16 protein-coding genes are annotated in these 25,592 nt (G+C 28.8%); 4 read left to right on the top strand and 12 right to left on the bottom strand.

The annotated features are described in order from the left end of the window. The first annotated feature begins 2 nt into the window (after positions 1 to 2). Complete coding sequence (gene folE / locus A2J15_RS05175; RefSeq protein WP_066778622.1) at positions 3 to 578, top strand: GTP cyclohydrolase I FolE; 576 nt, start codon at positions 3 to 5, stop codon at positions 576 to 578. Next, positions 575 to 1,951, top strand: coding sequence for a flagellar protein export ATPase FliI (gene fliI, locus A2J15_RS05170; RefSeq protein ID WP_066778624.1), 1,377 nt, complete (start codon positions 575 to 577; stop codon positions 1,949 to 1,951). Before folE ends, fliI begins: the two co-directional genes overlap by 4 nt. Positions 1,952 to 1,953: 2 nt before the next feature. On the opposite strand, the gene purF is transcribed toward fliI, so the two are convergent. From purF to A2J15_RS05145, 5 genes are all read right to left on the bottom strand, one after another. Continuing rightward, positions 1,954 to 3,291: an amidophosphoribosyltransferase gene (purF, locus tag A2J15_RS05165; protein WP_066778626.1), complete on the bottom strand. Its 1,338-nt coding sequence runs from the start codon at positions 3,289 to 3,291 to the stop codon at positions 1,954 to 1,956. Further along, complete coding sequence (gene dapB, locus A2J15_RS05160; protein WP_066778628.1) at positions 3,292 to 4,020, bottom strand: 4-hydroxy-tetrahydrodipicolinate reductase; 729 nt, start codon at positions 4,018 to 4,020, stop codon at positions 3,292 to 3,294. 61 nt (positions 4,021 to 4,081) lie between these two features. After that, entirely contained in the window at positions 4,082 to 5,263 is a 1,182-nt protein-coding gene (locus tag A2J15_RS05155) for a replication-associated recombination protein A (RefSeq protein ID WP_066778630.1), read from the bottom strand. Further along, the gene (locus A2J15_RS05150) at positions 5,263 to 6,381 is read right to left on the bottom strand and encodes a hypothetical protein (protein WP_066778632.1); all 1,119 of its coding nucleotides are present in this window, start codon (positions 6,379 to 6,381) and stop codon (positions 5,263 to 5,265) included. The genes A2J15_RS05155 and A2J15_RS05150 overlap by 1 nt, the downstream gene beginning before the upstream one ends. 128 nt (positions 6,382 to 6,509) lie before the next feature. Beyond that, positions 6,510 to 6,842, bottom strand: a complete 333-nt coding sequence (locus A2J15_RS05145; RefSeq protein WP_066778635.1) for a hypothetical protein — start codon at positions 6,840 to 6,842, stop codon at positions 6,510 to 6,512. A gap of 411 nt (positions 6,843 to 7,253) precedes the next feature. Here A2J15_RS05145 and A2J15_RS05140 point away from each other — a divergent pair, with 411 nt between their 5' ends. Both A2J15_RS05140 and A2J15_RS05135 read left to right on the top strand, forming a co-directional pair. Continuing rightward, the gene (locus tag A2J15_RS05140) at positions 7,254 to 11,513 is read left to right on the top strand and encodes an autotransporter outer membrane beta-barrel domain-containing protein (RefSeq protein ID WP_116980502.1); all 4,260 of its coding nucleotides are present in this window, start codon (positions 7,254 to 7,256) and stop codon (positions 11,511 to 11,513) included. A gap of 264 nt (positions 11,514 to 11,777) precedes the next feature. Next, positions 11,778 to 13,526 carry a hypothetical protein gene (locus A2J15_RS05135; RefSeq protein WP_066777686.1) on the top strand — a complete coding sequence of 583 codons (1,749 nt, stop codon included), beginning with the start codon at positions 11,778 to 11,780 and terminating at the stop codon, positions 13,524 to 13,526. Between the two features lies 1 nt (position 13,527). Here A2J15_RS05135 and A2J15_RS05130 read toward each other — a convergent pair whose 3' ends face one another. The 7 genes from A2J15_RS05130 to A2J15_RS05100 all read right to left on the bottom strand — a co-directional run bounded on the left by A2J15_RS05130 (position 13,528) and on the right by A2J15_RS05100 (position 25,395). Then, entirely contained in the window at positions 13,528 to 14,289 is a 762-nt protein-coding gene (locus A2J15_RS05130; RefSeq protein WP_066777684.1) for a hypothetical protein, read from the bottom strand. Positions 14,290 to 14,304: 15 nt separating this feature from the next. Beyond that, positions 14,305 to 15,069 (bottom strand): 3'(2'),5'-bisphosphate nucleotidase CysQ, encoded by a 765-nt coding sequence (locus A2J15_RS05125; protein WP_066777682.1) that lies wholly within the window; start codon positions 15,067 to 15,069, stop codon positions 14,305 to 14,307. 80 nt (positions 15,070 to 15,149) lie between these two features. After that, the gene (locus A2J15_RS05120) at positions 15,150 to 16,418 is read right to left on the bottom strand and encodes a citrate synthase (RefSeq protein WP_066777680.1); all 1,269 of its coding nucleotides are present in this window, start codon (positions 16,416 to 16,418) and stop codon (positions 15,150 to 15,152) included. Between the two features lie 110 nt (positions 16,419 to 16,528). Beyond that, complete coding sequence (locus tag A2J15_RS05115) at positions 16,529 to 17,704, bottom strand: cation:proton antiporter (RefSeq protein ID WP_066777677.1); 1,176 nt, start codon at positions 17,702 to 17,704, stop codon at positions 16,529 to 16,531. After that, positions 17,685 to 18,521: a biotin synthase gene (locus A2J15_RS05110; RefSeq protein WP_066777673.1), complete on the bottom strand. Its 837-nt coding sequence runs from the start codon at positions 18,519 to 18,521 to the stop codon at positions 17,685 to 17,687. Before A2J15_RS05110 ends, A2J15_RS05115 begins: the two co-directional genes overlap by 20 nt. A gap of 1 nt (position 18,522) precedes the next feature. Next, positions 18,523 to 20,625 carry a type I DNA topoisomerase gene (gene topA, locus A2J15_RS05105; protein ID WP_066777670.1) on the bottom strand — a complete coding sequence of 701 codons (2,103 nt, stop codon included), beginning with the start codon at positions 20,623 to 20,625 and terminating at the stop codon, positions 18,523 to 18,525. Between the two features lie 141 nt (positions 20,626 to 20,766). Next, positions 20,767 to 25,395: an autotransporter outer membrane beta-barrel domain-containing protein gene (locus tag A2J15_RS05100; protein ID WP_116980501.1), complete on the bottom strand. Its 4,629-nt coding sequence runs from the start codon at positions 25,393 to 25,395 to the stop codon at positions 20,767 to 20,769. Positions 25,396 to 25,592 lie beyond the last annotated feature (197 nt).

The following is a 25,592-nucleotide window of genomic DNA, read 5'->3' as shown; positions in this document are numbered from 1 at the left end:
ATTTGCAAGAACAATTTGAAAATTGTATTAAAACTATGCTTGAAATTATAGGTGAAAATCCCACTCGTGAAGGACTGATAAAAACTCCAAATCGTGTTTTTAAAGCTTATGAATTTCTTACTAGTGGCTATAAACAAAATGCTAAAGAAATTTTAAATGATGCTTTGTTTGAAAGCTCAAATAAAGAAATGGTTTTAGTGCGTGATATAGAATTTTATAGTCTTTGCGAACATCATCTTTTACCTTTTTTTGGTCATGTTCATGTAGCTTATATTCCTGATGAAAAAGTGGTAGGATTGAGCAAAATTCCTCGTATTGTAGAAATGTATGCTAAAAGATTGCAGCTTCAAGAGCAACTTAGTGAGCAAATTGCACAATGCTTGATGGAAAATTTAAATGCAAAAGGTGTTGGTGTTGTTATACAAGCGCGTCATATGTGTGTGCAAATGCGTGGAGTGCAAAAGATCAATTCTACAACTTTTACTTCTTCTTTGCGTGGAGTTTTTTTAGAAGATGAAAAAATACGTAAAGAATTTTTTGAACTTATCAATCTTTCAAAACAGGTTAATTTGTTATGAATTTAGAAAAACTGCGTGCTAGACTTGGTAAAGAAAACTTAAGTGCGATATTTGGAGAGATTACTAAAATTTCTGCTACAAATATAGAAATTCGAGGATTAAAAACACGTATAGGTGATATTATCAAACTTGTTTCAAGTGAAAATGAAAATTTAAATACTCTAGCCATGGTAGTAGAAATTAAAGATCAAACAAGTTATCTTAGCCCTTTTTCTTTTATAGAAGGATTTAAGATAGGAGATCGTGCTTTTATCAGTGATGCGGGTATGCAAATAGGTGTTAGTGATGAGCTTTTAGGGCGTGTGGTAGATCCTTTTATGCGTCCTAAAGATGGTAAAGCTCCTATAGAAGTTAGTAAATATATGCCTATTATGCGTACGCCCATTGATGCTATGAAAAGAGGTATGATAGAAGAAGTTTTTCCTGTAGGAGTAAAAACTATTGATGGGCTTTTAACTTGTGGTGTAGGACAAAAGCTAGGAATTTTTGCAGGGAGTGGTGTGGGTAAATCTACTCTTATGGGAATGATAGTAAAAAATTCTAAAGCGCCCATAAAAGTTGTAGCACTTATAGGAGAAAGAGGACGCGAAATTCCTGAGTTTATACAAAAAAACCTAGAGGGTAAACTTGATGATACAGTGCTTATTGTAGCAACTAGTGATGATAGCGCTTTAATGCGTAAATATGGTGCCTTTTGTGCTATGAGTGTAGCAGAATACTTTAAAGAACAAGGCAAAGATGTACTTTTTATCATGGATAGTGTAACACGTTTTGCTATGGCACAAAGAGAAATAGGGCTTGCTTTAGGTGAGCCACCTACAACCAAGGGTTATCCCCCAAGCGTTTTAAGTCTTTTGCCTCAACTCATGGAAAGAGCGGGCAAAGAAGAAGGAAAGGGTACTATTACGGCTTTTTTTACTGTGCTTGTTGATGCAGATGATATGAGTGATCCTATTGCTGATCAAAGCCGTTCTATTTTAGATGGGCATATTGTTTTAAGCCGTGAGCTTACAGACTTTGGAATTTATCCACCTATTAATATACAAAATTCTGCTTCAAGAATCATGAATGATATCATAAGCCCTGAACATAAAATGTGGGTTAGAAAATTTAAGCGTTTAAATTCTATTTTAAAAGAAAATGAAGTTTTACTACGCATAGGGGCTTATCAAAAAGGAAGTGATAAAGAACTTGATGAAGCCATATCTAAAAAAGAATTGATGCAAAAATTCTTAGGACAAAATCCTGAAGAAAGTTTTACATTTGAACAAACTTTAGAGCTTTTAAGTCAAATTGATGCACCCATTAACCCAGTTTTAAATGTAAATGCGGGAAGTACAAGTGCAACCTTACCAAATCCTAATACAAAATGATATTATTTTATAAAATAATCTCCATTAAAACTGATTAAAGAATACTCTCTTTCATCTCCTATACTTTTAATGAGTTCTTCTATGCTTAAAAAACTAAGCGAGTCAGCGCCCACGTATTGACACACTTCTTCTATGTTTTTATTAGCACTAATGAGTTCTTCAAAAGTAGGAGTATCAATCCCATAAATATCTGGAAATTTGATCTCAGGACAGGCTATGGCAAGGTGAATTTTCTTTGCACCTGCACTACGTAGCAAGGAAATAATTTTTTTAGAAGTTGTTCCCCGTACCAAGCTATCATCAATCACAACAATCTCTTTATCTTGTAAAACCTTGTGCATAGGATTGAGTTTAAGTTTGACTTTTAAATTTCTAAGTTCTTGAGTAGGTTCTATAAAAGTTCTTCCTACATAGTGGTTTCTTACTATAGCCATTTCAAGAGGAATTTTTAAGTATTGAGCAAAACCTATGGCAGCGCTAACCCCACTATCTGGTATAGGTACGACAAAATCTACCTTGTGCATAAATTTTTTAGCTAAAGCTTCCCCCATTTTTTTGCGTATTTCATAAACACTTTTTCCCTCAACTATACTATCGGGTCTAGAAAAATAAATGTATTCAAAAGCACAAATTCTAGCGATCTTAGATCCAATTTGTATGCTTTTAAATTCATTATTTCCTTGGGTAAAAATCAACACCTCCCCAGGTTTTACATCGCGAATAAACTCTGCTTCTATAAGATCAAAAGCACAAGTTTCGCTAGCAACTATATAACCCCCATCTTTTAAACGTCCTAAAGATAAAGGACGCACTCCATAAGCATCTCTTGCAACATAAAGTTTATTTTTACTTACCAAAACAAAACAATAAGCACCTATGCATTTTTTTAAACTTTCAACCAGTCTATCTTCTAAGCTTTCTTTTTTGCTTCTTGCGATTAAGTGTATAACATTTTCTGTATCTGTATCTGTTTGAAAAATCACCCCATCTTTAATAAGCTTTGATCTTACTTCTTCTTTGTTGACTAAATTTCCATTATGGGCTAAAGCAAGATCACCTAAAACAGAATTAACAGCTATAGGTTGAGCATCATTTAAACTTGAATTTCCCGCGGTAGAATAACGATTATGTCCAATAGCAAGTTCACCTTCTAAGGTTTTAAGATTGTCAAGATTAAAGATCTGATTAACCTCGCCCTTAGCTTTAATAGTTTTAATATTATTGCCATTACTTACGCTAATACCACTTGCTTCTTGCCCGCGGTGTTGCATTGCAAAAAGCGCATAATACGCATAAGTGCTTGCATTTTTTGAATTAATAACTCCTACAATCGCACACATTTAAATTCCTAAAAAATCGTTAATCGAATACATTTTTGCTTTTTGCTTACTAAGCCAAATAGCAATCTTAATAGCACCCTTAGCAAAAGTTGCTCTTGAAGTAGCACTATGATGAAGTTCTAAAAATTCTCCCTCTTCATAAAAACCCACAGTATGGCGTCCTACTATATCACCACCTCTTAAACTCATGATGGCAATTTCATCTTCTTTTCTTTCTCCTATTATCCCATCACGCCCACTTATTTTAACATTTTTAAGATCTAAATTTCTAGCTTTTGCTGCACTTTCAGCCAAGCTTATAGCTGTACCACTAGGTGCATCTTTTTTGTGACGATGATGCATTTCTAAAATTTCTATATCAAAATTTTTTAACATAGTACTTGCTTGACTTACAAGATGGTTTAAAACTGCTACTCCCAAAGACATATTTGTTGCGTAAAAAATAGGCATAAGTTCGCTAATATTTTGCATTAGATGAAAAGTTTTTTCATCTAATCCTGTTGTACCAATCACTAAAGCTTTAGGTTTGCTTTTTGCATAATTTAAAAGCTTATAAGTGCCCTCAGCAGATGAAAAATCAATGATTACATCGCTTTGTTTAAAAAAGCTTTCTAAGTTCCCATCCTTATCATAAAGTGCTAAGTTTTTAACTTCTTTTTCATTTTTTAAGCATGCTTGAATTTCTTTTCCCATGCGACCCTTAGCACCATAAATTCCTATATTTACCATCTTATTCCTTGAAAATAAAATCTAATTTTAGCATTTATTTTGTAAATTTTAAATAAGAAAATCAAGTCTTAAAATTTTTCAACTCATTTAAATTATTTAACAATCTTTTTTCTTCACCAAAACCCTTGCTATGATAAAATTTTAAATCTTTGCTCATATATTTTTGCTTTACCCAGCCATTAAAATCATGGGGATAAAGATAGTTTTGTTTTTCTTTGTCATGGTTTTTTAGATAATTTGGAATGTCTAAAGCTTCATGATTTTTTACATAAGCTAAAGCTTTATTAATAGCCTTATAGCTTGCATTTGATTTTATAGCACTTGCTAGATAAATCACACATTGAGCTAAAATGATTCTTGCTTCAGGATAGCCTATACTTTTAACAGCTTTTAAACTTGAAACAGCTAAATTTAAGGCATTAGGATCAGCATTTCCTATATCTTCACTAGCAAAAATCACCAAACGTCTAGCGATAAATTCTGCACTTTCTCCTATATGAATCAATCTTGCAAGATAATAAAGTCCAGCATCAACATCACTCCCACGTAAACTTTTTATCAAAGCACTAATGAGTACATAATGTTCATCTTTTAAATCCATTCTTGGTGCATTAGAGGTATTTTGGAGTTTTTTAAGAGTATGAAGATGAACTTCTTTATCATTTAAAATTAAAGCAAATTCAAGTAAATTTAGCATAGTTCTTGCATCAGAACTTTTTAGTAAAAATTCTTTTGCATCTTTATCGATATTAAATTGTATCTTTTCTTGTACGCGCCAGAGTAAAATTTCTAATTCTTTTGATCTTAAAGCTTTAAATTCAAAAAACATAGAGCGGCTTTTTATGCCTGAACTTAAAACAAAATAAGGGTTTTGTGTGCTAGCACCCATTAAAATCAAACGGTAATTTTCCATAGGGATTAAAAACATTTCTTGTTGACTTTTATTAAGTCTGTGAATTTCATCGATAAAAATTAAAGGTTTATAAAGACTGTTTTTGTATTGATCTAAAATTTTTCTTAATTCTTCAAGTTTAAAATTCCCACCATCAAATTCGTAAAAATCTAGATGAAATTCTTTTGCCACCACTCTAGCAAAAGTGGTTTTTCCACAACCTGCACCACCAAAAAAAATGCTATGGGGAAGTTTTTGCATAGCAATAAATTTTTTAAACATTTCTACAAGCTCATCTTGCCCTAAAATATCATGAAAATGTTTAGGACGAAAAGTTAAAGCAAGATTCATTAGTTTAAGTCCATATTTGTAAATTCTTTACCATTGATTTTTAATTGAGGTTTTATGGTATTATCATAAATTAAATTCAATATAAAATGATGGTTTTCTTTAAAGAAATATTGATTTAAACCCCCATAATTTTGTGCCCAAATAAAAATTTCATCAGGTTGTTTTGAGCTTATAATTTGTAATTTTGCTTGATAAATATTTTCATGGATATGAATATGTCCTTGAGTTTTAATATCTTGTTTATTTTTTTCAAAATTAAGATTTTCTATATTTAAATTTATATTTTTTTCAAACAAATCTAAAAAATTAAAATTTAAATCAAAACTTTTATCCATGCTAATATTAAAATTTGTTTTTTCAAAATTAAGATTTTCATGAAATACACTTGGTAAATATATATTAACTTCTTTGCTTTGACCTTTTATTTTAAATTTTAATGTTTTAGCATCTTGCTTAAGTTGGCTTTGACTATGAAAAGCTTTGATTTTATTGTGATTAAAACTAAGAGAATCAAAGCTGATTTCTTGTTTACTATCGCTTAAAAAATTAAAATCATAAAGATAAATGCCATGATCAAAATTTTGTTCATAAGATAAATTTTCTAAGTTAAATTGAGTATAAAATTGAGAAAAGACTATATCTTTAAAATGCATTTTAATATCTGTAATCTCTAGATTTTCATTCAATACGCTTTCAATGCTCCCACCTTTTATCAAAGTATTTCCGCCTTCATGGTTTAAATTGATATCTTCAAGCTTTAGAAAAATTTTAATTTTATTTTTATTCCATTGTACGGTAAAAGCTGCTAATTTGTTGTTTTTTAAACTGTGATTTAAAAAATCAAAAGGATAAATTATTTCTCCTTTTATATCTTCTTTAAATAAAAGATTATAAAATTCAAGATTAACTTGGATTAAAAAATTAGGATGCAAACTATCTTTAAGTGTAAAACTTCCATAAGATTTTAAAAAACCTTTATGAAATTGAGCATTGCTTATTTGGGCATTATTGTTTTTGCTAAGTTTATCAAAAAATAAAGCATTAACATAAGCTATATAAGATATATAAATAATAAAACTTAATATCAACAAAATAACAAGAACAATCCATTTTTTCATTATTATCCTTGAATTTAAAATCATAAGCATATTGTATAAATTGCTCTCTAACAAAAAGTTTAAATTTTAAAATTAAAGTATTTTTTTAGATAAAAGTTATGATGCATATCCCTAAATTTATAGGGATATTAATAAGCTTTTTTATAACATTGAATCTCAATTTTTTTAGCAAGAGGAAGATTTTTTGAATTTTCATAAGCAATTTTGCTTTCTAAAAAATCTCCAATTTTCAAATCTTTAAAAGTTCCATCTTTATCTGTGCCAAAAATACCACAATCATCCATTTCTATTTTAGTATTTGGTAAAACTTTAATGGCTACTTGACCCCCATAGATAGAATCAATAAGCAAGGTTTTATTATTATCATAAATTTGTGCAATAGTGCCTTGAATTTTAACGCTTTGTCCAAAAAGCATGGAAGCTGTTAAAAGTGCTGATGCAATTAAAATATGTTTTTTCATTATTTTTCTCCTTTTTTAAAAAAATTATTCATATTTTAAACTATTTAAGTGAAGTGAATGTGAAATACAATTTTTATTAAAAATATCTATGATTTTATGATAAATTAATAATTTATAAGATAGCTAAAACCACAAAAATGAAAAACAAAGTCCCTTTTAACCTTCCTTTAAAACAAAATTACTTATTATTGCTTATTTACTTTATGTATTTTATCTTACTTTTAAGATGAAACATTTTATATAAATTGATTCATTTAAGTTTGTGTTTGAATAATTTATTAAACACTAAAAATCAATATCTAGTTTTTATAATATTTTAGTTTTTACAATTTTTGTATTTTTTTAAAATAAAGGATAATATTTTATGAAAAAATTATATTTAAAGTCTAGTGTATACAACACGGGGGGGTAATGGCTTCTTCCAAAAAACTTATTTTATCTTTAGCTACTATTTCTTGTTTAAGCTCTTTAGCCCTAGCTCAAATTTATGAAGGTTACACTCATATTAATTCTCATCAAACAAATTCAAAAACCATAAGTTCTGGTAAAGGTCAAGACAAATCTGGTCTTATTTGGATAGAAAAAATGGCCAATATAAGAGTTAATAACTCACCAGCTATAAATATTGAAAAAGATGCTAATATTTACCTTTTTTATAATCAAGGAATCATTCAAGCTCAAGGAAATTATTCTAGTATACAAATAGGAATGGATAATGAATTAAATAATGCCACAATAAAGTACTTTTATAATGCAGGAGCTATAGGAGGAAGTAAATTTGGTCTTGCTCTTTATGATAAATTCCCAAAACAAGCTACAATACATCTTTTTACTAATGAAGGTGTATTACAAGGAAATGAAGCAGGAATATTGATTAGAATTAATATAGATACTTTTAATAATGAACAATATATTTATGCTTCTACCAATAACGGTATATGGATAGCACCTAATGTAAATATTAATCATTTTAATAATCAAGGTCTCATATTTGGACAACAAAGAGGTTTAGTTATTAATCAAGCTAATATAGATACTTTTAATAATAAAGGCATTATAGGAGGTGAAAATAATTCAGGTATTAATTTTAAAGATAAAACTAATATAAATACTTTCACCAATGAAGGTCTTATATTTCATAATTCACAATCATCAAATTCAAATGAAAATTATGGAATCTATTTTCAAGGAGAAAATAATGGAAAGATACAATTAGATTCTTTTAAAAACTCAGGTATTATATATGCTTCAAATGGTGATGGTATTTTATTTGAAGGCAAAGATACACAAATAGGAAACTTCATTAATACAGGTATTATTGTAGGTAATCATAGTAATAGTTCTAATAATGCTAGTGTACTTATAGGAAGACCTGATAAAAACCATGGTAATACTACTATAGATCTTTTTTTAAATGAGGGTCTAATAGGAAGTAATATGGCTAAGTATGGGGTTAAGTTTGATAGTGGTAATGATAGCAATGGTGGCAATAACAATCGTCACAAAGCTACAGTCAAACATTTTATCAATACTGCTACCATACAAGCTAAAGACACTGCATTGCATTTAAGTAATACTACTATTACTGATTTCTTAAATATGGATACTATTAAAGCTGAAAATGGCAAAGCCATAGAAACTTTAAAACAAACAAGAATTACTAATTTTATTAATGCTGGGACTATAAAAAGTGAGAGTTCAAGTCAAGAAGCTATTAAGTTTGCACATTCAATTATTGATAATATTCTTAATACAGGAAATATAGAAGGTAAAAAACAAGCTATTATTTTTAATGGTTCAAATGTTAAAAACTTTATCAATAGTGGGACTATTAAGAGTACTAATAACGATCAAAGTAATGCTATAGAAGTAAATGGTAATAGAACTATTAACAATTTCATTAATAGTGGGACTATTTATGGTAATGATACTATTAGATTTAACAAAACAGCAAAAATTAATTATGTTTATAATACAAGTATTATATATGGTGGCAACACAAGTGTACATGTATATGGTGGCAATATTGATCATTTTGTCAATAAAGGCATCATTGCCAATGATAAAACTGTAAATTACGGTGCTGCTATAAAATTAGAAAATGGTGGAACCATAAAACATATAACCAATACAGGTCTTATAGCCTCCAAAAAAGCTGGCATCTCTGTAACTTATGGTAAGTTTGGTACCATTACTTTAGAAGAAGGTAGTATAGTTTATGGAGAACATTTTGGTGTTTGCATAGCACAGTGGCAAAATTTAGATGAACTTATTATAGTTGGAAGCTCTCAAATAGCTAGTGGAATTTATAGTAATCATTATGGAATTTTTTTAGGCACAGGATCTCAAGCTTCTAAAATAGAACTAAAAAATCAAGCTGTAGTTCAAGCAAAACAAAATGCGATTAAATTAGAAAATCAAGCTAATTTAAGCGGACTTAACATTGATAACTCAACAATAAAATCAGGACAAGAAGCTATTTTAAACGCAAAAGGTAAAATAGCAGATATAAATGTAAATAATGGAGCATTAATTCAATCATATTCTAATACAGCTATAAGTAATTTAGGAACTATCGATAAAATAACCATAAGTGGAACAAATACCAAAATTATAGGTGATATTCAAAACAAAGGCACTATAACATCTGGCATAACAATACAAAATGACGCTCAAATACAAGGACAATTAGTCAACGAAGGCACCATAAAAGCTGATGCTAATGGTAAAAGCAGAAAACGCCGCTCCCTTGATGAAAGCCAACAAAGTGATGAAGAAAGCAAAGCAGCTATTCTTATAAAAGAATCAGGACAAATCACTTCAACTAGTGGTAAAGCTGGCATAATAAACAAAGATAAAGGAAAAATAGAAGGTAATATCATAAGCAAAAGTTCAAATACCATTAGCCTAGAAAACCAAGGTAGTGTAACAGGAAATATATCTAACTCTGGAACAGGTAATTTAATGATAGAAAATAAAAACAATGGTAGCAATAGTGCCACCATCTCAGGTTCTATCATGAATACAAACTCAGGTAATGTAATACTTGATAATAGTGCTACTATAACTCAAGGCATCACAAATCAAGGAACAGGTAATTTAATGATAACTAACCAAAGTGGTGCTAGCATTGAAAATATTAGCAATGAAAGCTCAGGCGATGTAATGCTTAACAACACTGGTTCTATAACAAAAGGTATAACAAACTCTGGTAATGGTAATCTAAACCTAACCAACCAAGAAAATGCCACCATAAGTGGAGGTATAACAAACTCTGGCTCAGGCACCCTAATGCTTAATAACTTTGGCTCTATAGGAACAAATACTGATGGCTATAACATAAGCAATGAAGGAAGTGGTAGTGTTAATATCACTTCTTGGACTATACGTACAGGAAGTAATAATAAACTCCAAACCCTTACAGTAGGAGGAAAAAGTGCTAATTCTGTTATGGTTGGAAACCTTATAGTTGATCAAGGTAATCTTAATATGGATGAACTTAATGATATTAAAAATCTTGTTAAGGGAGTAAGTTTAAATAATATAAAAAAAATAAAAACTAATGGTGGTGGAGAAATGATATTAAACTATGATGCTTTAAGTGGAAAAATCTCTACAGACTTTAATCTTAATGCTTCTATTATAGGAGCAAGCTTTAGATCTTTAAATGCTTCTAGCATTAAAAGAAATGCTTTTGTAGATGGCTTAATGAATAATATGAATTTAAGTTTAACTTTTAATCCTAATCATTTTAATCTTAATACTAATCTTACTTTTAATGAAGATAATTTATATGCTAGTATTAATGATTATATACAAAGTGATATACAAACTTATACTCATGATAATATTAAAGAACATGCCTTAGTTATACTACCTTATTTTTCTTCTCAAAGTGTAGAACTTTCTTTAAATGAAAAAAGTAAAGGACATATTAAAGGTAATATACTTGCTTATTCTACCTTAAAAGAAAGTGGAACTTATAGTTTTTATGCAGGTTATGAAGATACTAAGATGAACTCTTATTATTTTGATGTAAAAAACCGTACTTATTATACAGGTATAAAATATTTTAATACCTTATTTTATACAGACAATAATCAAGAAGTCTATATTAAAGCTCAAGCTAAAGCAGCTTTTATTAAAAATGAGTTCTTAAAGAAAATAGCCAATAATGAAGCTAGTGCTAATCCTAATGCTTATACTTATGGAGGAGGTATAGATTTAGGAATGAATTTTATCTTAGGATCTCATATGCTTACTCCTCAAATAGGTTTAGGTTATGAAGGATCTTATATGCAAGCTTATAGTATAAAAGATATTAAAGGTAGGGCTAGTGTACAAAAAGGAGAAAGAATATATAAAAATATCAATAATCTTTTTTCTACTAAGGCTAGCTTTGCTTATTTTAAAGACTGGTTACCTTATTTAAAGACTTCTATAGAATTAGGAGCTAAACTTTATATGAATACTACTATACATACTAAAGCACGCTTTGGTACTATTAAAGTAGAAGATGAAATAAACTTAGCAAGAATACAAAGATTTGCAAATGCTTCTTTAATACTGCCTTTAAATCAAAGCTTTATTATGAGTATGAATTATAATGCTCAAAATAGTAAAGATGCTACTACTCATACTGCTTATGCTCAATTTAGTTATTTGTGGTAAAAGAATAAGGTATTAAAAGAATAAAGTATAGCTTTAAAAGCTATGCTTTGTTTACTTTTTAACCTTCCTTTAAAATAAAATTACTTATTATTACTTATTTACTTTATATATTTTATCTTACTTTTATTATATTAAAAGATGGATTGTTAAAACATTAAAGGTTACTCATAGGATTTGTAAAATCAATTATTTTTTTAGGTAAGATAAAGCATGAAATAGTATATATTTATTATAAATAAAGTTTAATGTAAAGGTTTTTATATAATGTTTGATAGAATATATTATTATTATTTTAATGCTAATTATCAAAAATGTCTTGAATTAAGTGAAATTTTATTAAAAGAAAATTCAGAATTTGCTTTAGAATTTGCTATGCTTGCCTCTTATAAGCTTTCGCTTTTTTCTAAAAGTCTGTATTATGCTTATGAACTTTTTTCTCTTAGTCCTACAAGTTTTCATGGTCTCATGCTTGCTAAAAATTATATTAAAAATCAAAAATTTGATGATGCTCTTGATTTATTGCAAAAACTTTTAGATCGCAAAGATGATTTATATAATGAAATTAAATTAGAATTAGCTTTTGCTTATGAATATGCTTATAAATTAGAAGAAGCTGAAAGAATTTTTAAGGAATTGCTCTCAGAAGATACATACAATTTAAACTTATGGAAGCATTATGCAGAAATTTATTTTAAAAGCGATTTTACAAAAGCCTTACATGCGCATGAACAATTATATGACTTCGCGCAAGAACTTATTAAAAAATTTCAAAGCAGTACTTTTATAGAACAAAATATTGATTTAAAAGATCTTGAAAATAGATTGCACAACAAAACGAAAAAAAATCTTAATATTTCTAAAATAGAAGATTTTTTAACGCAGCAAATTTTACCACAAAAAGCTTATTTGCTTTTCAAACTTTTTAAAATTTCCGAATCTTTGCGTCTTTTTCAATCTTTAGAAATTTATAATCAATACAGTGCACAATTTTGGCAAAATTATGCAAAAGTACTTGAATTTGACTCAAACTATCAAGGAGCTTATAATGCTTATCAAAAATGCTTAAGTTTAGAATCTCATGCAAGTTATCAATTTGATCTTGCTTATCTTTTGATGAGAATGGGTGTGAGTGATAATTTTGAAGAAGGTAAAAGATTATATGAAAGCAGACTTTTCTTTGCGCATCATGAAACTTTTTCTACTTACCATTATAACAAAAGTGTGCAAGCTTTTAACCAAGAAGGTCCAAATGCTTTTAAAGACAAAAAAATTTTAGTATTTTGTGAACAAGGTTTTGGAGATACTATTATGTACTCAAGATGCTTAGAAAAACTTTGTAAGATAGCACAAAAAGTTTTATTTGCTCCTCAAAGCGCTATGTATGAAATGTTTAAAAATCAAATCAAAATTTTAAATGAAGAAAATAATACTTTTAAAAATTTAAAAGTATTAAAAATTTTGCCTAAAAATTTTGATTATGCTATACCTATTTGTTCTTTACCTTTTTTAATAGATATTACATTAAATGAAATTAAAGAATTAAAAACACCTTTATTACCACAAATAAAACCTAAAAATAAAATAAAAAAAATAGGTATTTTTTATTTCACCCCTTATGCTCTTCATGCTGACTTATCTAGAAATTTACCAGCTGAATTTCTTCTTGATACTTTAGAAGAACTAAACTATAAAATTATTTCTTTTCAAATAGAAACTCATGAAAAACTGCCTAAAAATGTTGAAAATAGAGGTAAAATAATAAAAAATTGGAATGATACCTTAAACCATTTACAAGATATTGATCTTATCATAAGTATAGATAGCGCCATAGCACATTTAAGCTTAGCGATGAATATTCCAACCATAGTACTTTTACATCCTAGATTTGATTGGCGTTGGGGAAAATTTGAAGATCCTAAAAGTTATTTTTGGCCAAAAGCACAATGTTTTGTTGTAAAGGAAGAAAATGCCAAAAAAGATTTACAAAGCTTAATACGAAGAATTTTAAATTAAATTATTTTAACTTATCAAGTTTAAGTTTATAAATTTCTTTATCTATAGCTTGAGCTAACATTTTTGGCATTTGTTTTATTATATCTTGATAGTTTTCTTTGGTATTTTTTCCTTTTAGCGCTAGTTTTAATTTTATATTTTTTGCTACAAGAATTTTTCCATTGCTTGTAGATAAAAGCTTAAAATTGATCTTAGCAACACCTTCTTGAGTTTTAGTAATAAAATAATTAGTAGAATTTATATAAAAATCTTGCAAATTGATTATTGCAAGATAGGTTATAAAATCAGTATAAATTTTAGATTTATCTTTTTCTTCTTTTAAAAAAGCGCTGATATTAACAAGCTTTGCATCTTTTGAGCTCAATAATAAGGTTTTAGAATTTTGATAAAGATTATTAGCTGTACGGTTAGCTAAATTTAATTTTAAGTTATTGATAAAATTTTTAGAAAAGGATCTAGAAAAATTTTTAGCATCGACTTTAAAATTTTCTAAAAAATAAGCAAAATTTTCCCTAAAAGTTAAAGCTATAGCAAAATTTTTATTCTTACTTTTAATATTAGATTCTTTTTTTAATAAAATAGAACTATCAAATAAAGATTTTTGCTCATCTAGTTTTGGGTTTAAAAACTTTTGATTAAGATCAATAAGCTCAAAATGATCACTTTCGCCTTTCATTTTAATGATTTTCTTTTGAGAAAAATCACTTCCTAAAAGATAAGGATTTAAAAACAAACTTATACACAAAATAAAAAAATATCTCATCATTTTGCCCTAATTTTATAAAAAATCTTCCAAAAAGTCTTTAGAAGAAACACAAATAAAAGGTCTAGCTTTATGATTTAAAGGATGATAGGCGATGTATTGCTTATGAAAATCTCCCATAAATCCTCCGTTTTGATTAACTAAAAAATCTCCTGCTACGATATCCCAAATATGAAGATTTTCAAATCTTTTATAAACTCCAGCCCTACCTTCTAAAATAGCACAAAATTTAAGTCCTGATCCTATATTAAGAGCTTGTAGTTTATGTTCTTTGGCAAAATTTTCATCTTCTTTGCTAAGATGGTTTACACTAAGCAAAGCTTTGAATTTGTTTTTTTGGTATTGTTCTTGATGAATGTGTAATACTGTATCGTTTTTATAAACCTTAGTTTTTGCATGGGCATAAAAAATCTCTCCTTTTGAGGGATTTTCTATAAGAGCTAAAACAGGACGGTTTTCATAAATCAAGCTTATCATAACACAAAATTCATCACTTCCTTTTAAAAATCCACTGGTTCCATCAAGAGGATCAACAAGCCAAAAAAGCTTTAAATTTTCACATTTTTGCGGTGCAAGTAAATTTTCTTCAGATAAAATCTGAATATCTGTAGATCCTAAAACATCGCTTAAAATTTGGTTAGAAGCAAGATCAGCTGAAGTTAAAGGACTTTTATCTTCTTTTTTCCAAATTTGTAAATTTTTTCTTTCTTTTAAAATCGCTTTAGAAGCTTGTTTACTAGCTTTTATAGCAATTTGTAATAATTTATCAAGATTAAGCATAATAAGACCTTATAAAAATATTTTTATAATTATACAAGCAAGATGATATGGAATTTTTTAAATTCCATAATTTTTGAAAATTAAATAGTATGCACTGGACCTAAATAAAGTTGTCTTGGACGAACGATTTTAAGATTTTCTTGTTCTTTTTGTTCTATCCACTGGGCTATCCAACCTGGAGTGCGTCCTATAACAAATAAGGTAGCAAACATTTCATTTGGAATACCCAAAGCCTTTAAGATAAGCCCACTATGAAAATCTACATTAGGATACAAACCTCTTTTAACAAAATACTCATCTTGCAAAGCGATCTCTTCTATGCGGGTTGCTACTTTGATTAAATTAGTATCAATGTCTAACTCATCAATAAGTTGATCACGAAGTTTTTTAAGCACTTTAGCACGAGGATCAAAGTTTTTATATACCCTATGACCAAAACCCATTAAACGAAAAGGATCATTTTTATCTTTAGCTTTTTTAATGTATTCATCAACTTTATCTACACTAGCTATTTGTTCAAGCATTCTAATAACACCCTCATTAGCTCCACCATGGGCATGTCCCCAAAGTGCTCCAATACCCGCTGAAATACAAGCATAAGGATGTGCATGAGTAGAACCTACTGCACGCACAGTAGAGGTTGAAGCATTTTGTTCATGATCTGCATGCAACATAAACACCGTATCAAGTGCTTTAACTTCTATAGGTTTAAGTTTTACATGATTATAAGGATAGGTCCTTAACATATATAAAAAATTTTCGGTAAAGCCTCTATCTAAATTAGGATAAGCCATAGGAAAACCATGTTTATAACGATAAGCCGCGGCCACTATAGTTGGAATTTTTGCGATAATACGTGCGGCCATTTCCATGTATTCTTTTTTAACGTTCATGTTTAAATGATCAGGATAAAAAGCACTTAGCGATGAAACCGCACCTTGTAGCACAGCCATAGGGTGCGCATTATCAGGAAAAGAATCAAAAAGACGGTGCATACCCTCATGAATAAAAGATCGTTTTTTCATTTCATAGCGAAAAGCTTCAAGACGTGGTGCATCTGGAAGTTCTTTATAAAGCAAAAGATATACTACATCTAAATAAAGTTTATTTTGTGCAAGCCATTCTATAGGATAACCACGATGCATCAAAATTCCATTTTCTCCATCAATATAAGTGATTTGAGATTTGCAAACCGCCGTAGAAGTTAAACCCTCATCATAAGAAAACATTCCTGTTTGTTTATAAAAATTTGACATATCTACAACACTTGGACCAATAGTGCCTTCATATATGGGAAATTCATAACTTTTTCCATTTCTATTATCAGTTATGGTAATGGAATTTGACATTCTTGCTCCTTTTTTCTGACTTTTATTAATTTTAACAAAAAAGACCATTATAAGTTTTCGCATGATTAAATTTTTAAGATTTTATTTGTTTTTTGAGTAAAAAAGTAATTTTATTTTTTATTATGAGAAAGAAATTTAACCATACTCATTACAATAATAGCTTCAAATAAAGCAGTCAAAATAAGTGCTGAATAAAGTTTTTCATCAATAACTTTTCCAGAATACCCTAAAGTAGCAGTAGCAATAAGCAAGGTCAAAGGCATAGAATGGCTAAGTGCAAATAAAATCATATTTTTAAAACCAATTTTTTTAAAAAAAATCCCTGCGCATAAAATTCTTAAACCCACCATAATAAACATTAACAAAAAAGCATCTAGTACAATTTTATAATTTAAAATCATTTTAAGATCAAAAGTAGAACCTATATGGATAAAAAAGATAGGAATTAAAAAACCATATCCAAAGCTAGAAAGTTTATGTTCAAGGTCTTTTTTGTGGTCAAAAAAAGTAGCAATAAAAGATCCAGCAATAAAAGCACCAAGAACAATTTCTAATTTTGTGATTATCATGGCAACGATAATCAAAATGAAAATTGCCATGCAAAATCTTATATCTTTTTCATTTTTATCCTCCCAAGGCATTAACACTACTTTAAGTTGTGGATACCACCAAAAAAGCACTCCAAGCATTTTAAAACAAAGTAAACAAAGTCCCAAGAAAACGTTAAGATATAAAATACTTTGAGCCACATCAATAAAACTTGCATCTTCACGTAAAAAAGCATCTGCTATGGTTAAAAGTACTATAGAAGTCACTTCAGCTAATGTAGCCACTATCATAGCTATATTAAGCCAATAACAATCTTTGCCAAAATCTTTAAAGAGTAAAGATAAAAGCCCTACACTCATCACAGGTATAATGATAATAAAGACTAAAGAAAGATGAAAAATCCACACTACAAAAGAGGATAAAAGATAAAGCAAAAGGATATAAAAAAAGCTTTTTTTAGCTATTTGTTTATCCATATTAAAAAAATCTCTTAAATTAACCTCCATACCCGCTATAAACATAAGATAGTAAAAGCCTACATTTGCTAAAAGACTAAAATTTTCACTCTTTCCTATAAATCCAAAATACCCTATTACAGCTCCTAGTATGATTTCAGTAGCTGAAAGAGGTAAGCGTAAAATTTTTGCAATATGAGGTGAAAAAAGCAAACATAAGGCAATAACAATAAGTATTTTTAAATCGATTAAAGCTTGAGGATCAATGACACTCTGATGCAAAAGTAAATCCCATTTGTTTTAGCTTAACAATATCACGACTTGGATCTTCACCTTTAGTAGTTAAATAATCTCCTATAACTATAGCACTTGCTCCTGCTTGAAAAATTTCATATTGCCTTTCTTTTAAAACAACTTCACGACCCCCTGCTACCATTACTACACAATCAATCAAGGCTTGTTTGGTATCGCTTATGATTTGTAAAGCTTCATCAGCACTGAGCTTAGGAGCTTTTAATTTTAAGTTTTCATTAGGAATAAAAAAATTAATAGGACTTGAAAAAGGTTGTAATTCTTGTAAAGATTTTCTTAAACTCAATCTATCTTCTTGGCTTTCGCCCATTCCATAAATTCCACCACAACAAAGCATAAGTCCTGCTTGCTTTGCATTTAAATTGGTTTGAAATCTACTCTCCCAGGTATGAGTAGTACAAATTTGAGGAAAAAATTCTCTTGAAGTTTCAAGATTATGATTATAAGAAAAAAATCCTGCTTTTTTAAGTTCTTTAAGTTGTTCTACACTAGCCATGCCATTACAGGCTATAAGAAGTAAATTAGGCACTTCTTTTTGTATAGCTTTTGCGGCTTTACAAACATATTCTAATTTTTCATCATCAAGCCCAAGTCCTGCACTTACTAAACAAAAACCTAAAGCTTCATTTTTTTTTGCTATTTTAGCTTCAAGAACAATTTGTGAAATTTCTTTACAACGATATTTTTGAATATCTGTTTTTACATAAGCACTTTGAGTGCAGTATTTACAATCTTCAGAACAATTCCCACTAGCTATATTTGAAATGGCACAAAGCATAATTTGCATTTTAATCCTTTATTTCTTTTTTAATTTTACATTTTAAACATTCTAAAAATATCCCCTTTTTAAGTTCTTTTATAACTAAATTTTCATCACATTGTTCACATTTTTCATCACTTGGTTTATATTTGCTTACAAAATTACATTTTGGATAAGCACTGCATCCATAAAATTTGCCACGTTTAGAAAAACGTTCTACAATTTCACCTTCTTTACAATTTGGACACATCATACCTATAGCATTTGCCTTAGTTTTTGCAAAAGTATTTTCTACCTCGTTTTTACTTTCATTTTTCAAATTCCTAGAATACTTACATTTTGGAAAATTTAAGCACGCTACAAATTCCCCAAAACGCCCTTTTCTAATAGCAAGCTCTCCTCCACATTCAGGACAAGCTTCTCCTAGTTTAGTCACAGTTTTTTGACTGGCTATTTTTGTTTTTCCTTCTTCTATTTTTCTCATAAAAGGATAATAAAATTCTTTTAAAGTTTCTTGCCAATCTGCTTTATCTTCAGCAATCTCATCTAAAGTATTTTCAAGATTTGAGCTAAATTGAATATCTACTATATCGCTAAAATTTTTTTCAAGCACCTCAGTAACATTAAAAGCTATTTCACTAGGAATAAGTTGCTTTTTATCAATTTTTACATAATCTCTGCTTGTAAGTATAGAAATCGTTGGAGCATAAGTAGAAGGTCTTCCTATACCTAAGCTTTCAAGTTTTTTTACCAATCCCGCTTCAGAATACCTTGAAGGTGGTTCAGTAAGATGGGTATTCATTTCTAAATTTTGTATACTTAGGCTTTCTCCTATTTTAAGATTTGGTAAAATTTTATCCTTATCCATATCTCCATAAACTTTATAATACCCTTCAAAAAGAATTTTTCTTCCACTTATTTTAAACACGGCCCTATCATTTTTTACAAAAACATTTTGAACTTGAGAAACAGCAGGATTCATTTGACAAGCTAAAAAACGATTATAAATCAAGGTGTAAAGATTTAATTCATCCTTGTCTAAAAATTTACTTGCAATCTCTGGAGTGAAATTTAAATTCGTAGGACGTATAGCCTCATGAGCTTCTTGTGCACCTTTGCTCTTAGTAAGATAAATATTTGCTTTATTTGGAAGATAATCTTTACCAAAATTAGTCTGTATAAATTTTCTTGCACTATCTAAAGCTTCTTTGGCTAAATTTAAACTGTCTGTTCTCATATAAGTGATAACTCCCATAACTCCTTCATGAGTATTTACTCCTTCATAGAGTTTTTGGGCTATCATCATGGTTTTTTTAGGATTAAAGCCAAGACGATTGCTAGCACTTTGTTGCAAGGTTGAAGTCATAAAAGGCGGTGGTGGAGAAATTTTTCTTTCTTTGCTTTGAATATCAAAGATTTCATAAGTTTCATCTTTACATGCTTGAAAAACAAGTTTAGCACGGTCTTTATTAGTAATACTAAGTTTTTCTATTTTTGCTTTATCAAATTCTACAAGTTCTGCATCTAAATCTTTTTGAAAAATCATATCTATGCTAAAGTATTCTAATGGAACAAAAGCACGAATTTCTTTTTCACGATCAACAATGATTTTTAAAGCAGCACTTTGAACACGACCTGCGCTAAGTCCTTTTTGAATTTTTTGTCCAAGCAAAGGACTTAATTTGTATCCTACTATGCGATCTAGTAAACGTCTTGTTTGCTGAGCATTTATAGAATGTATATTAAGTTTTCTAGGATTTTTTAAAGCATTTTCTATAGCACTTTTAGTGATCTCATGAAAAACAATACGCGGTAAAGTTTCTTCATCTTTACCAATAGCCTTAGCAATGTGATAAGCTATGGCTTCCCCTTCTCTATCTTCATCGGTTGCAAGATAAATTTCTTTTGCATTTTTAGCTTTAGTTTTAAGTTCTTTAACCAAGGCGCTATGATCGCTTGTTATTCTATACTCTGGAATAAATATATCATCTTGTATTTTGATTCCAAAACTTGATTTAGGTAAATCTCTAATGTGTCCTTTAGAAGCAATAACTTCATAATCTTTACCTAAAAAATTAGCTATGGTTTTAGCTTTAGCTGGAGACTCTACTATGATTAAGTTTTTTTTCATTTCACACCTTGTTTTATATAAAAAGCTGAATTTAACTAAAAATGTTTAAAATTCTACTTATAAAATGAATTTTCACTAAATTAAATATTTTATATAATAAAATTATCACACTAAAACTAATAAATCTTCAACCCATCCTTCCTACCACAAATAACTAAATTGAGCATAAGCAGTATGAGTAGTAGCATCTTTACTATTTTGAGCATTATAATTCATACTCATAATAAAGCTTTGATTTAAAGGCAGTATTAAAGAAGCATTTGCAAATCTTTGTATTCTTGCTAAGTTTATTTCATCTTCTACTTTAATAGTACCAAAGCGTGCTTTAGTATGTATAGTAGTATTCATATAAAGTTTAGCTCCTAATTCTATAGAAGTCTTTAAATAAGGTAACCAGTCTTTAAAATAAGCAAAGCTAGCCTTAGTAGAAAAAAGATTATTGATATTTTTATATATTCTTTCTCCTTTTTGTACACTAGCCCTACCTTTAATATCTTTTATACTATAAGCTTGCATATAAGATCCTTCATAACCTAAACCTATTTGAGGAGTAAGCATATGAGATCCTAAGATAAAATTCATTCCTAAATCTATACCTCCTCCATAAGTATAAGCATTAGGATTAGCACTAGCTTCATTATTGGCTATTTTCTTTAAGAACTCATTTTTAATAAAAGCTGCTTTAGCTTGAGCTTTAATATAGACTTCTTGATTATTGTCTGTATAAAATAAGGTATTAAAATATTTTATACCTGTATAATAAGTACGGTTTTTTACATCAAAATAATAAGAGTTCATCTTAGTATCTTCATAACCTGCATAAAAACTATAAGTTCCACTTTCTTTTAAGGTAGAATAAGCAAGTATATTACCTTTAATATGTCCTTTACTTTTTTCATTTAAAGAAAGTTCTACACTTTGAGAAGAAAAATAAGGTAGTATAACTAAGGCATGTTCTTTAATATTATCATGAGTATAAGTTTGTATATCACTTTGTATATAATCATTAATACTAGCATATAAATTATCTTCATTAAAAGTAAGATTAGTATTAAGATTAAAATGATTAGGATTAAAAGTTAAACTTAAATTCATATTATTCATTAAGCCATCTACAAAAGCATTTCTTTTAATGCTAGAAGCATTTAAAGATCTAAAGCTTGCTCCTATAATAGAAGCATTAAGATTAAAGTCTGTAGAGATTTTTCCACTTAAAGCATCATAGTTTAATATCATTTCTCCACCACCATTAGTTTTTATTTTTTTTATATTATTTAAACTTACTCCCTTAACAAGATTTTTAATATCATTAAGTTCATCCATATTAAGATTACCTTGATCAACTATAAGGTTTCCAACCATAACAGAATTAGCACTTTTTCCTCCTACTGTAAGGGTTTGGAGTTTATTATTACTTCCTGTACGTATAGTCCAAGAAGTGATATTAACACTACCACTTCCTTCATTGCTTATGTTATAGCCATCAGTATTTGTTCCTATAGAGCCAAAGTTATTAAGCATTAGGGTGCCTGAGCCAGAGTTTGTTATACCTCCACTTATGGTGGCATTTTCTTGGTTGGTTAGGTTTAGATTACCATTACCAGAGTTTGTTATACCTTTTGTTATAGAACCAGTGTTGTTAAGCATTACATCGCCTGAGCTTTCATTGCTAATATTTTCAATGCTAGCACCACTTTGGTTAGTTATCATTAAATTACCTGTTCCTTGATTTGTGATGCCTTGAGTTATAGTAGCACTATTATCAAGTATTACATTACCTGAGTTTGTATTCATGATAGAATTAATAGTAGCACTATTTTTATTTTCTATTTTTAAATCGCCACTTCCATAATTGTATACACTTTTTAAAGTGGAGGAGTTATTAAGCATTAAACTACCTCCTCCTATATTATAAGCACTTCCACTAATGCTTGCATTATTCATGAGTTCTAATTGACCCATTCCTATGTTTGCAACATAACCTGAGATGGAAGTATTGCCATTTTGAGTATTAGTTTGGTTTTCTATAGTTAATTTACCACTTCCATAATTGTATATATTTCCTGTTAAAGTGGAGGAGTTATTAAGCATTAAACTACCATCTCCTGTGTTGGCTATATTTCCACTTATAGTAGCAGTACTACTACCATTGTTTTTATTTTCTATCATTAAATTACCTGTTCCAGAGTTAGATATATTTCCTGTTACACTACCTTGGTTTTCTAGGCTAATGGTATTTGAACTTTTGCTTATGATATTACCTTCTATTTTTCCTTTATCTTTGTTTATTATGCCAGCTTTACCACTAGTTGAAGTGATTTGTCCTGATTCTTTTATAAGAATAGCTGCTTTGCTTTCTTCATCACTTTGTTGGCTTTCATCAAGGGAGCGGCGTTTTCTGCTTTTACCATTAGCATCAGCTTTTATGGTGCCTTCGTTGACTAATTGTCCTTGTATTTGAGCGTCATTTTGTATTGTTATGCCAGATGTTATAGTGCCTTTGTTTTGAATATCACCTATAATTTTGGTATTTGTTCCACTTATGGTTATTTTATCGATAGTTCCTAAATTACTTATAGCTGTATTAGAATATGATTGAATTAATGCTCCATTATTTACATTTATATCTGCTATTTTACCTTTTGCGTTTAAAATAGCTTCTTGTCCTGATTTTATTGTTGAGTTATCAATGTTAAGTCCGCTTAAATTAGCTTGATTTTCTAATTTAATCGCATTTTGTTTTGCTTGAACTACAGCTTGATTTTTTAGTTCTATTTTAGAAGCTTGAGATCCTGTGCCTAAAAAAATTCCATAATGATTACTATAAATTCCACTAGCTATTTGAGAGCTTCCAACTATAATAAGTTCATCTAAATTTTGCCACTGTGCTATGCAAACACCAAAATGTTCTCCATAAACTATACTACCTTCTTCTAAAGTAATGGTACCAAACTTACCATAAGTTACAGAGATGCCAGCTTTTTTGGAGGCTATAAGACCTGTATTGGTTATATGTTTTATGGTTCCACCATTTTCTAATTTTATAGCAGCACCGTAATTTACAGTTTTATCATTGGCAATGATGCCTTTATTGACAAAATGATCAATATTGCCACCATATACATGTACACTTGTGTTGCCACCATATATAATACTTGTATTATAAACATAATTAATTTTTGCTGTTTTGTTAAATCTAATAGTATCATTACCATAAATAGTCCCACTATTAATGAAATTGTTAATAGTTCTATTACCATTTACTTCTATAGCATTACTTTGATCGTTATTAGTACTCTTAATAGTCCCACTATTGATAAAGTTTTTAACATTTGAACCATTAAAAATAATAGCTTGTTTTTTACCTTCTATATTTCCTGTATTAAGAATATTATCAATAATTGAATGTGCAAACTTAATAGCTTCTTGACTTGAACTCTCACTTTTTATAGTCCCAGCATTAATAAAATTAGTAATTCTTGTTTGTTTTAAAGTTTCTATGGCTTTGCCATTTTCAGCTTTAATAGTATCCATATTTAAGAAATCAGTAATAGTAGTATTACTTAAATGCAATGCAGTGTCTTTAGCTTGTATGGTAGCAGTATTGATAAAATGTTTGACTGTAGCTTTGTGACGATTGTTATTGCCACCATTGCTATCATTACCACTATCAAACTTAACCCCATACTTAGCCATATTACTTCCTATTAGACCCTCATTTAAAAAAAGATCTATAGTAGTATTACCATGGTTTTTATCAGGTCTTCCTATAAGTACACTAGCATTATTAGAACTATTACTATGATTACCTACAATAATACCTGTATTAATGAAGTTTCCTATTTGTGTATCTTTGCCTTCAAATAAAATACCATCACCATTTGAAGCATATATAATACCTGAGTTTTTAAAAGAATCTAATTGTATCTTTCCATTATTTTCTCCTTGAAAATAGATTCCATAATTTTCATTTGAATTTGATGATTGTGAATTATGAAATATAAGACCTTCATTGGTGAAAGTATTTATATTAGTTTTATCTTTAAAATTAATACCTGAATTATTTTCACCTCCTATAATGCCTTTATTATTAAAAGTATCTATATTAGCTTGATTAATAACTAAACCTCTTTGTTGTCCAAATATGAGACCTTGATTATTAAAATGATTAATATTTACATTAGGTGCTATCCATATACCGTTATTGGTAGAAGCATAAATATATTGTTCATTATTAAAAGTATCTATATTAATTCTAATCAATATTCCTGCTTCATTTCCTTGTAATACACCTTCATTAGTAAAAAGATGTATTGTAGCTTGTTTTGGGAATTTATCATAAAGAGCAAGACCAAATTTACTTCCTCCTATAGCTCCTGCATTATAAAAGTACTTTATTGTGGCATTATTTAATTCATTATCCATTCCTATTTGTATACTAGAATAATTTCCTTGAGCTTGAATGATTCCTTGATTATAAAAAAGGTAAATATTAGCATCTTTTTCAATATTTATAGCTGGTGAGTTATTAACTCTTATATTGGCCATTTTTTCTATCCAAATAAGACCAGATTTGTCTTGACCTTTACCAGAACTTATGGTTTTTGAATTTGTTTGATGAGAATTAATATGAGTGTAACCTTCATAAATTTGAGCTAGGGCTAAAGAGCTTAAACAAGAAATAGTAGCTAAAGATAAAATAAGTTTTTTGGAAGAAGCCATTACCCCCCCCGTGTTGTATACACTAGACTTTAAATATAATTTTTTCATAAAATATTATCCTTTATTTTAAAAAAATACAAAAATTGTAAAAACTAAAATATTATAAAAACTAGATATTGATTTTTAGTGTTTAATAAATTATTCAAACACAAACTTAAATGAATCAATTTATATAAAATGTTTCATCTTAAAAGTAAGATAAAATACATAAAGTAAATAAGCAATAATAAGTAATTTTGTTTTAA

The organism is Campylobacter hepaticus (assembly GCF_001687475.2).
In the GTDB taxonomy this organism is placed as follows: Bacteria; Campylobacterota; Campylobacteria; order Campylobacterales; family Campylobacteraceae; genus Campylobacter_D; species Campylobacter_D hepaticus.
This window is presented reverse-complemented; position numbering and strand designations above follow the sequence as displayed.

Excerpts from the sequence above, each read along its gene's own strand:
- topA (WP_066777670.1), bottom strand. The coding sequence starts at position 20,625 with ATGAAAAAAAACTTAATCATAGTAGAGTCTCCAGCTAAAGCTAAAACC.
- A2J15_RS05110 (WP_066777673.1), bottom strand. The coding sequence starts at position 18,521 with ATGCAAATTATGCTTTGTGCCATTTCAAATATAGCTAGTGGGAATTGT.
- A2J15_RS05100 (WP_116980501.1), bottom strand. The coding sequence starts at position 25,395 with ATGAAAAAATTATATTTAAAGTCTAGTGTATACAACACGGGGGGGGTA.
- A2J15_RS05155 (WP_066778630.1), bottom strand. The coding sequence starts at position 5,263 with ATGAATCTTGCTTTAACTTTTCGTCCTAAACATTTTCATGATATTTTA.
- A2J15_RS05135 (WP_066777686.1), top strand. The coding sequence starts at position 11,778 with ATGTTTGATAGAATATATTATTATTATTTTAATGCTAATTATCAAAAA.
- A2J15_RS05120 (WP_066777680.1), bottom strand. The coding sequence starts at position 16,418 with ATGTCAAATTCCATTACCATAACTGATAATAGAAATGGAAAAAGTTAT.
- A2J15_RS05125 (WP_066777682.1), bottom strand. The coding sequence starts at position 15,069 with ATGCTTAATCTTGATAAATTATTACAAATTGCTATAAAAGCTAGTAAA.
- A2J15_RS05140 (WP_116980502.1), top strand. The coding sequence starts at position 7,254 with ATGGCTTCTTCCAAAAAACTTATTTTATCTTTAGCTACTATTTCTTGT.
- A2J15_RS05130 (WP_066777684.1), bottom strand. The coding sequence starts at position 14,289 with ATGAGATATTTTTTTATTTTGTGTATAAGTTTGTTTTTAAATCCTTAT.
- A2J15_RS05145 (WP_066778635.1), bottom strand. The coding sequence starts at position 6,842 with ATGAAAAAACATATTTTAATTGCATCAGCACTTTTAACAGCTTCCATG.
- dapB (WP_066778628.1), bottom strand. The coding sequence starts at position 4,020 with ATGGTAAATATAGGAATTTATGGTGCTAAGGGTCGCATGGGAAAAGAA.
- purF (WP_066778626.1), bottom strand. The coding sequence starts at position 3,291 with ATGTGTGCGATTGTAGGAGTTATTAATTCAAAAAATGCAAGCACTTAT.
- A2J15_RS05150 (WP_066778632.1), bottom strand. The coding sequence starts at position 6,381 with ATGAAAAAATGGATTGTTCTTGTTATTTTGTTGATATTAAGTTTTATT.
- fliI (WP_066778624.1), top strand. The coding sequence starts at position 575 with ATGAATTTAGAAAAACTGCGTGCTAGACTTGGTAAAGAAAACTTAAGT.